This is a genomic window from Prevotella amnii CRIS 21A-A (assembly GCF_000177355.1).
In the GTDB taxonomy this organism is placed as follows: Bacteria; Bacteroidota; Bacteroidia; order Bacteroidales; family Bacteroidaceae; genus Prevotella; species Prevotella amnii.
Genome location: NZ_ADFQ01000064.1, coordinates 45,877 through 59,285 on the forward strand (window position 1 = coordinate 45,877; position 13,409 = coordinate 59,285).

At 35.4% G+C, this 13,409-nt stretch carries 12 protein-coding genes; 2 read left to right on the top strand and 10 right to left on the bottom strand.

The window, feature by feature from the left end; translation table 11 throughout:
- Nucleotides 1-143: 143 nt before the first annotated feature.
- The 7 genes from HMPREF9018_RS05790 to HMPREF9018_RS05820 form a co-directional block, all read right to left on the bottom strand.
- Nucleotides 144-1,553, bottom strand: coding sequence for a threonine/serine exporter family protein (locus HMPREF9018_RS05790; protein WP_008449289.1), 1,410 nt, complete (start codon nt 1,551-1,553; stop codon nt 144-146).
- Nucleotides 1,554-1,731: 178 nt separating this feature from the next.
- Entirely contained in the window at nt 1,732-3,429 is a 1,698-nt protein-coding gene (gene ettA, locus HMPREF9018_RS05795; protein WP_008449267.1) for an energy-dependent translational throttle protein EttA, read from the bottom strand.
- A 218-nt stretch (nt 3,430-3,647) separates the two neighbouring features.
- On the bottom strand, nt 3,648-4,100 hold the full coding sequence (locus HMPREF9018_RS05800) for a DUF4293 domain-containing protein (RefSeq protein WP_008449279.1): 453 nt from the start codon (nt 4,098-4,100) through the stop codon (nt 3,648-3,650).
- A 3-nt stretch (nt 4,101-4,103) separates the two neighbouring features.
- On the bottom strand, nt 4,104-4,445 hold the full coding sequence (locus HMPREF9018_RS05805) for a DNA-directed RNA polymerase subunit omega (RefSeq protein ID WP_008449253.1): 342 nt from the start codon (nt 4,443-4,445) through the stop codon (nt 4,104-4,106).
- 29 nt (nt 4,446-4,474) lie between these two features.
- Nucleotides 4,475-5,299, bottom strand: coding sequence for an outer membrane protein assembly factor BamD (locus HMPREF9018_RS05810; RefSeq protein ID WP_024992626.1), 825 nt, complete (start codon nt 5,297-5,299; stop codon nt 4,475-4,477).
- A gap of 117 nt (nt 5,300-5,416) precedes the next feature.
- On the bottom strand, nt 5,417-5,896 hold the full coding sequence (locus HMPREF9018_RS05815; RefSeq protein WP_008449338.1) for an S-ribosylhomocysteine lyase: 480 nt from the start codon (nt 5,894-5,896) through the stop codon (nt 5,417-5,419).
- Nucleotides 5,897-5,911: 15 nt separating this feature from the next.
- Nucleotides 5,912-6,607, bottom strand: coding sequence for a 5'-methylthioadenosine/adenosylhomocysteine nucleosidase (locus HMPREF9018_RS05820; protein ID WP_008449353.1), 696 nt, complete (start codon nt 6,605-6,607; stop codon nt 5,912-5,914).
- A 120-nt stretch (nt 6,608-6,727) separates the two neighbouring features.
- On the opposite strand from HMPREF9018_RS05820, the gene HMPREF9018_RS05825 reads away from it, so the two are divergent.
- Together HMPREF9018_RS05825 and HMPREF9018_RS05830 are read left to right on the top strand one after the other, a co-directional pair.
- The gene (locus HMPREF9018_RS05825; protein ID WP_008449387.1) at nt 6,728-9,250 is read left to right on the top strand and encodes a YfhO family protein; all 2,523 of its coding nucleotides are present in this window, start codon (nt 6,728-6,730) and stop codon (nt 9,248-9,250) included.
- A 51-nt stretch (nt 9,251-9,301) separates the two neighbouring features.
- Complete coding sequence (locus tag HMPREF9018_RS05830) at nt 9,302-10,111, top strand: GSCFA domain-containing protein (RefSeq protein ID WP_008449361.1); 810 nt, start codon at nt 9,302-9,304, stop codon at nt 10,109-10,111.
- A 132-nt stretch (nt 10,112-10,243) separates the two neighbouring features.
- On the opposite strand, the gene HMPREF9018_RS05835 is transcribed toward HMPREF9018_RS05830, so the two are convergent.
- The 3 genes from HMPREF9018_RS05835 to HMPREF9018_RS05845 all read right to left on the bottom strand — a co-directional run bounded on the left by HMPREF9018_RS05835 (nt 10,244) and on the right by HMPREF9018_RS05845 (nt 13,234).
- On the bottom strand, nt 10,244-10,519 hold the full coding sequence (locus HMPREF9018_RS05835; protein WP_008449224.1) for a hypothetical protein: 276 nt from the start codon (nt 10,517-10,519) through the stop codon (nt 10,244-10,246).
- Nucleotides 10,520-10,785: 266 nt separating this feature from the next.
- Nucleotides 10,786-12,198 carry a tetratricopeptide repeat protein gene (locus tag HMPREF9018_RS05840; RefSeq protein WP_008449299.1) on the bottom strand — a complete coding sequence of 471 codons (1,413 nt, stop codon included), beginning with the start codon at nt 12,196-12,198 and terminating at the stop codon, nt 10,786-10,788.
- Nucleotides 12,199-12,271: 73 nt separating this feature from the next.
- Nucleotides 12,272-13,234 (bottom strand): PstS family phosphate ABC transporter substrate-binding protein, encoded by a 963-nt coding sequence (locus HMPREF9018_RS05845; protein WP_008449276.1) that lies wholly within the window; start codon nt 13,232-13,234, stop codon nt 12,272-12,274.
- Nucleotides 13,235-13,409 lie beyond the last annotated feature (175 nt).

The following is a 13,409-nucleotide window of genomic DNA, read 5'->3' on the forward strand; positions in this document are numbered from 1 at the left end:
TTACAAGGATTTTCCAAATATAAAACAAATATAAATATTTTTTTTATCTGTTTCAAAAAAAAGCACATTTATTGATAACTTTTCCTTAAAAAAAGCCATTACCTTTTTATATATAAGGCAATGGCTATGAAGAGAGAGTATAACTAAATTTCTTGTAAATCTACAAACTTGCCTCGTTCCTTTCTCTCTTTAATGAGGCGTTGTAGCTTTTCCTTACGCTTAGGAGCTATCCATTTACGTGCAAAGATATTAGGTATAGCCACTCCAAGAGCTATACATATAAGCACCAAAGTGCCGTTAATAGCATTATGCATAGCTATTGTAACTTCGCCTACCACACCCTGCATCTCAAAAAAGCCATAAAGAGCACGATACATTAACACACCCGGGATAATAGGTATCACAGCAGGAATGGTAATACACTGATGAGGGGTATGAAACCAATGAACAGCCTTAATATTTATAATAGATATTAGAGCCGAGCCACACAGCGACCCAAAAACAAGCCCCATACCTAAACCTATATTATTAGTGCTTGGACCTAAGTTGATAAAATTTCGTGAACATACGCAGATAATACCACCTATGGCTATCCATGGCATTAAGCGATAAGGAATATTATATATAGTAGCAAACCCCATTGCTGAGATAGCAGCAGCAGCAGCATATTCGTAAAAGTTATGATGAGGCACTAAAGAGAGATCTTTTACAAAATTGTCTATACTACCACACTTAATAGCAAGCACAATACCAAAGGCTAAAGCTGTTATCATAAGCGCAGTGTTTGCAGCACGTATCAAGCCGTTTTCTAAATAGTTGTCGAGCATATCATTAACAGCATTAATAAGTGGCACACCCGGCACTATCCATAAGCTACAAGCTAAGAGCGGCCTAAAAGGCGTTGAAGATAACAGTATATGTGCCACACCAGAGGGTAAAGCATCTTGCACTATAGGCATAGAGAGGTAAGACGACAACCATGCAACAATGGTTGAGACAAAAGCTCCTACAGCAAAGTTAGCATACACATTAGACCCTATACTATTAAGATACATACGAAAACGATTACCTAAAATAGCAGCTATAGAAGCATAAAAGAAGCCCGTCCAGTCGGCACCAAACTGAATGCTAAAGCCACCACAGGCAAAACCTGCACAGATAGCTATCACCCATTCGGAATAATAATGCCTGCCATGGGCTATCTTTTCCAGCTCATCGGCATACTGATCTATACTATAATCGTACTGAATAGCTTTCCATGTAAGCTTTGAAATGTCTTGGATAATAAGCATATTTATAACATGCTTATTACATCGCTGCATTTTAGAAAAGCTATGCCCCTCATCACTTATATTTACCTGAAGCATATCATAATTGACGTAAATATGAGTGTTCTCTTTTGGTAATCCTAAGAAAGCCGCAGCACGTTCCATATTACGCTTAACCCGACTTGTGTCGGCTGCACTCTCCATTAATAGTTGTCCTGTTCGCAATAAAAGATCTATCTTCTTGCGCAATGTGCTAACCTGAATAGCAGATGTAGTATTATCCATTAAAACTAAAAATAATTGTGGAATTTGCCTGCAAAGGTATAAAAAATAATTGGGATATGAGCCATTGTTATTTACTTATCATGCCCATATCCCATAGTATTTCATATATGCAAATAAAGTTTTTATACTAATTATACTAAAGCGAAACAATATTATCTTTTTTTATATACTTGCCTTTTTAATCTTCCATAAGCTTGCGATAACGCCCTTTTTTTATCTCCTCATTACCTAAACGTCGAGCTTTATTTATCTCATATTCAGAGTAATCACCTTCAAAGAACACCACTTCGCCGTTACCCTCAAAAGACAAAATATGCGTACAGATACGATCTAAAAACCAACGGTCGTGACTAATGACAACCGCACAACCTGCAAAGTTTTCTAATCCTTCTTCTAACGCACGTAATGTGTTTACATCAATATCGTTAGTAGGCTCATCTAAAAGCAAAACGTTTCCTTCTTGTTTTAAAGCAAGGGCAAGCTGTAAACGATTACGCTCTCCTCCAGAAAGTACCCCACAAAGCTTACTTTGGTCAGTGCCTGAAAAATTAAAACGTGAGAGATAAGCACGCGAATTAATATCCCTGCCTCCCATACGGAAGGTTTCGTTACCTTGTGCTACTACATCATAAACACTCTTATTAGGATCAATATCCTTATGTTGCTGATCTACATAAGATATTTTAACCGTTTCGCCCACTTCAAAGGTTCCACTATCTGCCTGCTCTAAACCCATGATAAGACGGAAAAGGGTTGTCTTCCCTGCCCCATTAGGCCCTATAACCCCTACTATACCGTTAGGAGGCAAACTAAAATTAAGATCCTTAAAGAGCACCTTATCATCGAAGGCTTTTTGTACATGTTGAGCCTCAATAACCTTATTACCCAAACGAGGACCATTAGGTATATATATTTCTAATTTCTCTTCTCGCTCTTTCTGTTCCTCATTAAGCATCTGATCGTACGATTTAAGACGAGCCTTACCTTTTGCTTGTCGGGCTTTTGGAGCCATACGCACCCATTCTAACTCACGCTCTAACGTCTTACGACGCTTAGAAGCACTCTTTTCTTCTTGAGCCATACGTTGAGTTTTCTGCTTAAGCCATGACGAATAGTTACCCTTCCAAGGAATGCCCTCGCCACGGTCGAGCTCCAATATCCACTGGCTCACATCATCAAGGAAATAACGATCGTGAGTAACAGCAATAACAGTTCCCTCATACTGCTGAAGATGTTGTTCTAACCAGTCTATACTTTCAGCATCTAAATGGTTAGTAGGCTCATCAAGTAACAATACATCTGGCTTTTGAAGAAGCAAGCGGCATAATGCTACACGACGACGTTCACCCCCTGAAAGGTTACTAACCGGCTTATCTCCCATAGGACAACGTAAAGCGTCCATAGCACGCTCAAGTTTAGAATCTATATTCCAAGCATCTGTAGCATCTATAACGTCTTGCACCTCTGCCTGCCGCTGCATCAGTTTGTCCATCTTTTCAGGATCGCTATAATATTCCTCTAAGGCAAACTTCTCATTTATTTCATCATATTCCTTTAAAGCATCATATATATGCTGTACACCTTCCATGACATTTTCCTTAACAGTCTTTCCCTCATCAAGAGGTGGATCTTGCTCTAAATAACCTACGCTATAACCCTGACTCCACACTACATCTCCAAGTGTGGGCTGTTCTATGCCTGCAATAATCTTCATAAGGGTAGATTTTCCTGCCCCATTTAAGCCTATAATACCTATCTTAGCACCATAGAAAAAAGAAAGATATATATTCTTTAGTATTTGTTTTTGGTTTTGTGGTATAATCTTAGATACTCCCACCATTGAGAAGATAATCTTCTTGTCGTCTACTGTAGCCATGTTTTGTTTTTATTTTATAAGTTTTATATTTACACAAAAGTTTTTTTATTAAAAGCAGAACAAGGTAAAAGCAACATCATCTCTTCCTTTCTTCACGCTCTAAACAAAGTACTTATAAACACCTTTAGATTATAAAAAAATAATAAGAGGGCAAGCAAAATAATAATCTTTGCTCACTCTCTCATATCTAATATATTATAAGGTGAATATACTTTTTATTATCTTATTCTGTCAGCAGCTCTTACTAATGCCTCATCGGCTAATATAGCTTTACGAGCCATAAATAGCAATATAAGAGATATTAAAGGCAGACAAGCTGCAAACTTTACATTAAAGCTGCCTAAAGCTGTTAACATCTGGCTAAATACCCCATAAACAATATACCAACCCAACATCAACAACATAGAGAAAACACACAAACGACTCTGACGCTTGCGGTTACGAAAATCGAATATTGCAAAAAGATTTATAGGGCAGCTTATTACTAAAAGCCCAAATAAAGCCCATACGCTATACTCTTTATCACCGTTAGAATGTTGTATCCATAGGTTATAGACCTCTTGGTTAGCTGCCATCGCCTTAGCCTCTATGTGCGCAATAGGCATAGCCATACATGCAAGTATAGCAATGATAGCTAATAATAAGAAAATAGTTTGCTTTCGCTGAATCATGATTTAATCTTCGTATTCTCCTTTTACATCTTTAGAAGGATCGCGCCAATAAATGCTATTATTAAGAAACTCTTCCGTTGCAAGCAAAGTAGGCTTTGGAAGCTTCTCATAATAACGGCTAATCTCTATCTGCTCACGATTCTCAAAAACTTCTTCTAAAGAATCATTATATGAAGCAAATTCAGCTAATTTCTTGTTTAAATCTTGCTTTATCTCTACTGATATCTGATTAGCACGCTTTGCAATAATAGCGACACTTTCGTAGATATTGTCGGTATCTTTCCAAAGCTCTTGTACATCTCTTGTTACCGTGTTTGACGGTGCTTTTGACTTCCTGTAATCCATTCTTGTAAATATAATATTTTATAATCGCTTTAATCTTTTGTAACCTGCTTACATTTTTTTATATATTCCTCCGCAGTATGACGCTCCTTAGAGTCGGGAAACTGATTGATAAATCCATAACACTCATCTTCTGCATCTTGAAAACGTTGTAGCTTTTTAGCATCTACACTCATATGCGCCAGCTCAAACTTGCTCTTCATTATTAATATGGCAAACTCCTCACGCAGATTACTATAAGGATAATCATTTATAGCGTTTTGAGCCGTTATAACACAAGCCTCATAATTATTACCTCCACTTGTACAGTTACCAAAGTAAGAACCAAGATTATAATAAAGCTTTGCATTCAAATATTCTTTTTTTACTAATTTGTCTTGAAGCTCAAACATTCGCTCTTGCGCCTTTTCTTTCATCTTACCATCTGGGAAAAGATCTAAATAGTCCTGAAAAGCCTGTATTGCTGCAATGGTAGGTGTCTGATCTAACCTCGGCTCTGGAGCATTTTCATACAAACATTGCCCAATGTTAAACTGTGCCATCTCTGCATATATCCCCTTAGGATAGCTCTGATAATATTTTTTAAATATTTCTGAAGCTGCATCATAGTCCTTCATGCCATATTCTGCCTTTGCTAACATATATAAGCTCTCCTGACCATTCTCTGTACCTTTTAGCGTAACTACCAAATCTTGCAAAAGAGGAATAACACTTGCAAACTTACCTTTAACAAATAACTCTTTAGCAAACTCGTACTTATATTCTGGGTCTGCACTCTTATATACTACATTATATTCGTGGGCACAGCTGCAAAAAATAAGTGCCACACAAAATGATAAAATAATGCTTTTCTTCATATTTACAATTTGTGATGCAAAGATAAGTATTATTCTGCTAATATGCAAGAAGTTAGATTTGCTTTTTATATATATTACACCTTTATTATATGGTTTTTCTTGCACATTATACCATTTTTATTGTGGATAGATAAGATTTTCCTGGCTTATATTATCTAACACTTCTGTTAAAAACTTCTTAGCCTCCCACCTTGCTATGGGCAGATTGTTCATTAAATAGTTGCCACAGTCGCGTGGTGTTGCACCGGGTATTTCTCCCTCAAAATTGGCAATAAAGGTAAATGTACGACGCATTAGGTCGACAATGTCAACCGAATCAAGGTCGCCTTTAAGGATAAGATAGTTGCCAGTCAAACAACCCATAGGCCCCCAATATATTACCCTATCCTTCCACTTTTCATCATTACGCAAAAAAGTAGCTGCAAGATGTTCTATCGTGTGTATAGACTCTACATGCAATGTAGGCTCGCGATTAGGCTCTTTCATACGAATATCAAAAGTAGTGATAACCTCACTACCTATATAATCCTTCCTGCTAACGTAAATGCCACGCTTTAGAGCAAGATGATTTATAGTAAAAGAAGATATTTTATCCATTTTCTTATTTTTACTTTAAAGAATGTTCAAGAAATGTTTTGTTACCTCAAAGCTACCTTCTGCTATCTTTTCCCAAAAGTTGAAATACTGAAAAGCGTTCGTATCTTTCAAAGGAATATCGCTTATAACACGAAACGAAACAAAGGGTACACCATATATATAACACACCTGAGCAATAGAACAGCTTTCCATGTCTACAGCTTTTGCGTCAGGAAAATGATTAATTATGCTTTGCATTTTATCTTTCGTATTAACGAACCATTCGCCACTCACCGTAAGTCCTGCTTTTATAGTAGGGATTTTACCCTTAATATCATTTAATGCTAAAGCCTTGTCTATATATTCCTGACTCGTTTTAAAACGGGCAGGCATTCCCATTATCTGCCCAAAGAGCTGCTCATCACCACAATAAGCATCATGGTAAACACACTCTTTTGCCACTACCACTTGTGCAACCTCTAAAGATACATCAACCCCACCAGCACAACCACTTGAGATAATCAAATCTGGGTGATAATTATTTATCATTTCTACTGTACCTACAGCAGAATTAACCTTTCCTATTCCACATTGCTGTAAAATGATTTTTTTATCATTAAGAGCTCCTATTATAAAGTCTTTATTATTAAAACGCTCCGTTTGAATGCTACTGAGAATGGCTTTGAGCTGTGTCAGCTCTTTATCCATAGCAACAATAATTCCTATTTTCATAATGCAAAGATACGAAAAAGATGATAGTTACACATGGTAACATACTATATTTTTGTATCTTTGCAATGTTTTAGAGTAGTAAAACACTACTTAAAGGATAGAATATTTAAATAAAAAAATATGAATACTTGGAAGAAATTTTTACCCGATCTTATTATCGTAGTAGCTTTTGCGGTTATTTCATTTGCTTATTTCATTATTCCTGTAACACAAGGAAAAATATTATACAGACACGATGCTTCAGCTGGTATGGGCGCAGTGCAAGAATTAGGAAAGTATAAAGAAGCTACAGGTGAAACGACACGCTGGACTAACTCTATCTTCAGCGGTATGCCAACTTATCAGATATCACCTTCCTACAATTCTACAGATGGGCTTGCTGTAGTAATGAATGCTTACCACTTATGGCTACCTGATAACGTATGGTTTCTTTTTGCTTATATGTTAGGCTTTTATATCCTTTTAAGAGCTTTCAGTTTACGTCAATCTTTAGCTGCTTTAGGTAGTATTATTTGGGCATTCTCTTCTTACTTCTTAATAATAATAGCAGCTGGACATCTTTGGAAAGTAATGGCTTTAGCTTACCTTCCGCCTATGATAGCAGGTATTGTTTTAACCTATCGTGGGAAATATCTTTTAGGGTTTGTTGTAGCAGCTATATTTACAGCATTTGAGATTAAGGCTAACCATATTCAGATGACTTACTATTACCTGTTTATTGTCTTCTTTATGGTAATGGCGTATCTTTATAAAGCCATAAAAGATAAACAGATTATAACCTTCGTAAAGTCGTCTATAGTTTGTCTTATAGCTGCCGGAGTTGGGATAGCTATTAACATTTCAAGTCTTTTTCATACATGGCAATACCAAAAAGAGAGCACACGTGGTAAAAACGAGCTTGTAAATAAAGCCTCTAATAATCAAGCCAGTTCCGGGTTAGATCGCGAATATATCACACATTGGAGCTATGGCATAGATGAGACAATGACTCTTCTTATCCCTAACGCTAAAGGTGGAGCCTCCGTACCTTTATCGCAAAGCAAAACTGCCATGTCTAAAGCCGACCCTACTATACAAAGTTCTATCCCAGTATTATACGATTCTTTTCCACAATATTTTGGGACACAACCCGGCACAAGTGGCCCAGTATATGTAGGTGCGTTTGTTATGCTACTTTTTATAATGGGTCTATTTATAGTACGCACACCTCTTAAATGGGCATTATTAGCAGCAACAATACTCTCTATACTTTTATCATGGGGTAAAAACTATATGTGGCTTACCGATTTGTTTATAGACTATTTCCCGATGTATGCTAAATTCCGTACAGTGTCAAGCATTCTTGTTATAGCAGAATTTACAATCCCTCTACTTGCTATTTTCACCCTAAAAGAAATTATCGATAAACCAGATGTCTTAGTTAGTAAAGCTCGTTTTATCTATATTAGTATAGCTCTTACACTTGGAGTTTCTGTTATAATTGGTATTTTCCCAGACCTAATGGGGCCTTTTGTTAGCTTACAAGAAAGGAATATGCTAAGTTCTATACAAGGAATGGATAATAACTCTTTACAATCTATTTTATCGAATATAGCAACAATGCGATCAGCTTTAGTAAGCGCAGACGCTTGGCGTTCGGTAATAATAATAATAATAGGCTTAGCTTTAATATATGCTTTTAGATGGGGTAAACTAAAAGCCAACATGATGATATATGCTATCACTGTGTTATGCTTTATAGACATGTGGCAGGTGGACAAACGTTATCTTAATGATGATATGTTTGTCCCTAAAAGTGAGCGTGATGCACCGCAACAAAAAACAGCCACCGATGACGCTATTTTACGCAATTCTGGTAAGGACGACCGTGTTCTTAATTTTGCTTCAAACACATTTAACGAAAATGAAACCTCTTTCTTTCATAAGAGTATAGGTGGCTATAATGCAGCTAAGCTACGCCGCTACCAAGATATTATAGATGGATACATAATGCCAGAAATGCAACATACTATGAAAGAGGTGATAAGGTATAGAGGAGATATGCAAAAAGTAGATGGTAAAAGACTATTCCCCGTGCTAAACATGCTTAACGCAAAGTTTTTTATATTTCCATTACAAGGAGGGCAGACCATGCCTATAAATAATCCATACGCTATGGGTAATGGCTGGTTTGTCAATGACATAATATTCGCTGATAATGCTAATAAAGAATATGACCTTCTTGGGAAGATAGATCTTCGACACCAAGCAGTTGCAGATGTTAAGTTTAAAAACATACTAAAAACAGCTGCAACAAAAGATAATATTACAGCAGACCAAGGTAAAGTCCGTTTAGATAAATATGCACCTAATCATTTAGAGTACTCTGCTTATTCAAAACATGGTGGCATTGTAGTTTTATCAGAGATATATTATCCCGGTTGGAAAGCCACTATTGATGGTAGCGAAGTGGAAATTGGGCGTGCTAACTATATTCTACGTGCCATTAAAGTACCAGCTGGAAAACATAAGATAGTATTCGATTTTCACCCTAAGAGCATTGCTATTACCGAAACTATTGCTTATATTGCTATTGCTATCCTCTTATTAGCGTTAATATTTATTGGTTATGTAGAATGGAAGAATAAAAAGAAGCAAATGTAATTTTTTTAGATAAAGATATGTATTTGGAATATTTTTAATATTAAAAGTTATATGGAATTTCGCACAATAGTTACCTTACCCTCTCCCCCTTTTAAGTTTGAGCCTTTAGAAAATATTCTCTTTGTAGGTTCTTGCTTTGCTACTAATATGGGTAAACGCTTCGAACAGGAAAAGTTTCATACAACAATCAATCCCTTTGGAGTTATGTATAATCCTGTATCGATACTTCACACAGTAGAACAAATAAATAAAAGTTTCGATACAGTAGTTATAACGCTTGGTACTAACCATGTATATCGCGAAAAAGCTACGGGCAAGATTGTAGACAATTGTGCCAAACGCCCTCAAAACCTTTTCACCGAAGAAGAATTATCTATAGAGGAATGTTTTACTACCCTCGTTGCTATTTACAAAAAACTGTTAGAGTCTAATATAAACATAAAGGTGATTATTACAGTTAGCCCTATACGCTATGCAAAATATGGTTATCACAAAAGTCAGCTTTCAAAAGCTATACTCCTTTTGGCGGCAGATAAATTTGTACATACCTATCCTAAACAGGTATTCTATTTCCCTGCTTACGAAATAATAAATGATGAGTTACGCGATTATCGCTTTTATACAGCTGACATGTTACACCCCAGTCAGCAAGCTGTGGAATATATATGGGAACGTCTACAACTATCGTGTTTCTCCTCAACACTAAACGATTTCTTAACTGCATGGCAACCCATTAAAGAAGGATTAGCACATCGTCCTTTTAACCCTACATCAAAAGATTATCTAAAATTTATAGAAAAATTAAAGATAAAAGCAAAAGAATTACAGCAGAAATATCCTTCTTTAGAATTAGATTTCTAAAGATATATATAACTTATTCTTAATCCTTTTGTATATAAATACATAACTCTATACTCCTTTTAATTACAATTTCAGAAAAACATATAACTCTATAATTCCCCTTAATATTATAACCTTTCTATCTTAAAAGTTTTACCATTCGCGTCCTTCTAAATCGCTCTGTGGAGCGTATTCGTTAGGGTTTTTATATTTTTTTGTTGCATTGTTATTAGGTTTTACTTTAAAAATAAGTTCATCATCTCCATTATCTCCATTATCATCTGCTCTATTCTCATGATAAATCCAATTTATTCGTGCAGTATCTTTTCCAATAAATCTATTAAATCTATATAGCTTCTTACATGAAGAAGTTATAAATAATAAGAAAAAGGCAAAGATAAAATATTTACTTTTTTGTAAATTATCCATAAATAGAAATCTTTTAGAGATATGACAATAAGCAAATAGTAAATTGTACAAAAGGTATCTTGTTTGGATATAACTTCATAAGTTTTGTTCTTTTTTGGATAGTATAATATTTTTGTAATGATAAAGTTTTAAGTATATTGTGTTTTCTTTCATGGTATGACTAACCACCCTTTGGTATATTGTCTTACTTTTTCAAACAGAGATGTTTCTTAAATTTCATAGAAACATCTCTGTTTGGTATTTTTAATAGCTTCTCTTGTATGAATTTACATACCTAATGCTTTCTTAGCATTTTCATTATTAGGATTTACTTTTAACACTTTGTTATAGTAATCCTTAGCAACCTCAGCGTTACCTTTCTTAGAATTATAATAACCTAAACCATAATAAACATTCTCAAGATAACTCTTTTGGTCGGCATTAAGACTTGGTTTAGCCTCTTCGAAAGCAGCTACTTTCTGGTAAATCTCTGCTACCTTATCAGGGTCATTTAAAGTATTAGCAATATTAGCTTGATTTAACCAAATCCAATCAGATATAGAAGGGAATTTGGTAAGCATATCTTCATATACTGCCATAGCCTTAGTAAGTGTAGCCTTTTTCTCTTCACCTGTCAACTTCTCGGCCTTTTGTACATAAGTACCTGCAAGAGATGAGAAGTCTGAAGAGTTTGCATTTGGATTTTTTTGTAAATATTCCTGTTGTGCTTCTAAAGCTTTATCTTCATCACCTTGTAATACATATATATCTGCAAGAGCCTTAATAGTAGCAATACTATTAGGAGCTAACTCTTTAGCTTTTTCTATAGCTTGGAAAGCTTGGTCAAACTGCTTATTACCTGCTAATGCTTTAGCATATACAAGATAGTCGTTAGCCACCTTTTTACTCTTACCTGCAAAAAGCGTATTAGCATAGCTTAAAGCTTCTGCATATAGAGCTTTACTTGTAGAAGCCATCATACCTACACGACTAAGATATTCACTATTTGGATATTTCTGCAAACCTGTCCTTACTACATCAAGGGCTTTATCATAGTTTTGATCTACAAAAGCAGCAAACCCATAGTTATAGAAATTGCTCTCTGTAAGATTAGCACGATTAGCCTTATCATACCATTTTAATGCTTCTTCATATTTGCCATCGCCAATAAACAAGTCGGCAGCAGTAGCCTCTACAGGATAATTAGGCTCCACCTTACGAAGCTCTTCTAATTTTTCTATCGCTGTGTTAGCGTTTACATGACGATATACTTTCGCATAACGCTCATAAGCTGCAACATTATGAGGATCAAGGCTAATAGCTGCCTGATACTGTGATGCAGCATCTCCGGCATTACCTATAGAATCCTTTAAGGCTGCAATATCACCTAGCAAGACATAAGCTAAACTACCATTAAACCTCTTGTTCGTAGTAATGTTATTAGCAATAGCTGTTGCAGCATCATAATTACGCTGCGCAAGATAAACATTACCAAGAGCTACAAGAGCCTTCTCATCTTTCTTGAATGTCTTTTGGTAGACTTTTACAAGGTTTTTTACTACTTTAGGATCGTTTGGAACAGCTTCCAAAGCTGATACAATAGGCTTTAAAGCTGCTTTATAATCAGCCTCCTGAGCCATCAAAGGAGTTGACATTCCCAACATCAATGCTCCTACTAATACATATTTAATTTTCTTCATAACTTCAAACCTTTCTTTTATTTATAGCTTCCTTATACTATAATTACATTTGTTTTTCCCAAAATAATTATTTCTAATTTTTAACCTCCACCCTACGAATATTTATATTGCCACGATAAGGTAATAGACCTGCCTTTAATACTATCATCTGACCTACTGGACCTGTAATAAAATTAGCAAACGCCCATGGCAAAGCCTTATGAGGGTCAGCAACTATTGCATATATAGTACGCACAAAAGGATAGCGACCATTTAATAAATAGGCTTGATAAGGCTGCCAACTATTTGAAGGCATAGCTTGGGTGGTTTGAGACACGGCTACAACTCTAATACCTTTCTTAAAAGTAGTATTTGTAGTATCACGCCTATCATATAACCAATTTGAGCCTACAACGCCTATGGCATTCGGAGTTTTATTTACATATTCTATAACTGAAGAAGTGTTCTTTGCTGCTACAATATTTTTACTCATGTTCTTTTGACCACCTAAAATAGAGTCCGCTACAAAATGTAACGTAGCAGATGCTTTTGAATCGAACACTATCTCAATATTTTTTTGTAAATTTTGCTTGCTAACCTGCCGCCACTGAGTAAATTTACCTCCTAAAATTTGCTTAATTTGGCTAACAGTAAGCAAAGAATCTCTATTAGCTTTATTGACTATAAAAGCTATACCATCATAACCTATTGGAAATACAGAAGGAATAGGCCCTTTGGTTTGTATTAAAGCCTCTTCACCTTTTTCTAACTTATGCGATGTAAAAAAAAGATTTACTTTTTGATCTATTAAAAGCCTCATACCTGTATTGTCATCTGTATAAATAGGCAATAAATGAGTTTTAGGGAAGCGATATTGATATGTCTGAAGCTCCTCTTCTATAATAGGAGCAAAACTTTCGTCTGAAGCAAACTTAATAGTTCCAGAAATGGGAGTATCAGTTCTGCCATCTGCTGCTTTCCTCTTACCACATGCAACTAAGACAAAAGTAGTAAGAATAGCTATGCTTAAAAAAACGTTATGCGATGCCCTGTACATATCATTAATATTTTTAGTGTAATAAATCTGTCGTAAAGTTATTAGGTATTATCCGTATTCCAAAATTTATTATAATTAATTTATACTTTTATAGAATTTCTTAATTATCATATCTATATATTCCTCCTTATATAAATTCATCGTAATATACCTTCCTTTTACTTTTTATGACTGC

What these genes read in the sequence shown, in the direction of transcription:
- HMPREF9018_RS05790 (WP_008449289.1), bottom strand. Translation starts at nt 1,553, where the DNA reads ATGGATAATACTACATCTGCTATTCAGGTTAGCACATTGCGCAAGAAG.
- ettA (WP_008449267.1), bottom strand. Translation starts at nt 3,429, where the DNA reads ATGGCTACAGTAGACGACAAGAAGATTATCTTCTCAATGGTGGGAGTA.
- HMPREF9018_RS05800 (WP_008449279.1), bottom strand. Translation starts at nt 4,100, where the DNA reads ATGATTCAGCGAAAGCAAACTATTTTCTTATTATTAGCTATCATTGCT.
- HMPREF9018_RS05805 (WP_008449253.1), bottom strand. Translation starts at nt 4,445, where the DNA reads ATGGATTACAGGAAGTCAAAAGCACCGTCAAACACGGTAACAAGAGAT.
- HMPREF9018_RS05810 (WP_024992626.1), bottom strand. Translation starts at nt 5,299, where the DNA reads ATGAAGAAAAGCATTATTTTATCATTTTGTGTGGCACTTATTTTTTGC.
- HMPREF9018_RS05815 (WP_008449338.1), bottom strand. Translation starts at nt 5,896, where the DNA reads ATGGATAAAATATCTTCTTTTACTATAAATCATCTTGCTCTAAAGCGT.
- HMPREF9018_RS05820 (WP_008449353.1), bottom strand. Translation starts at nt 6,607, where the DNA reads ATGAAAATAGGAATTATTGTTGCTATGGATAAAGAGCTGACACAGCTC.
- HMPREF9018_RS05825 (WP_008449387.1), top strand. Translation starts at nt 6,728, where the DNA reads ATGAATACTTGGAAGAAATTTTTACCCGATCTTATTATCGTAGTAGCT.
- HMPREF9018_RS05830 (WP_008449361.1), top strand. Translation starts at nt 9,302, where the DNA reads ATGGAATTTCGCACAATAGTTACCTTACCCTCTCCCCCTTTTAAGTTT.
- HMPREF9018_RS05835 (WP_008449224.1), bottom strand. Translation starts at nt 10,519, where the DNA reads ATGGATAATTTACAAAAAAGTAAATATTTTATCTTTGCCTTTTTCTTA.
- HMPREF9018_RS05840 (WP_008449299.1), bottom strand. Translation starts at nt 12,198, where the DNA reads ATGAAGAAAATTAAATATGTATTAGTAGGAGCATTGATGTTGGGAATG.
- HMPREF9018_RS05845 (WP_008449276.1), bottom strand. Translation starts at nt 13,234, where the DNA reads ATGTACAGGGCATCGCATAACGTTTTTTTAAGCATAGCTATTCTTACT.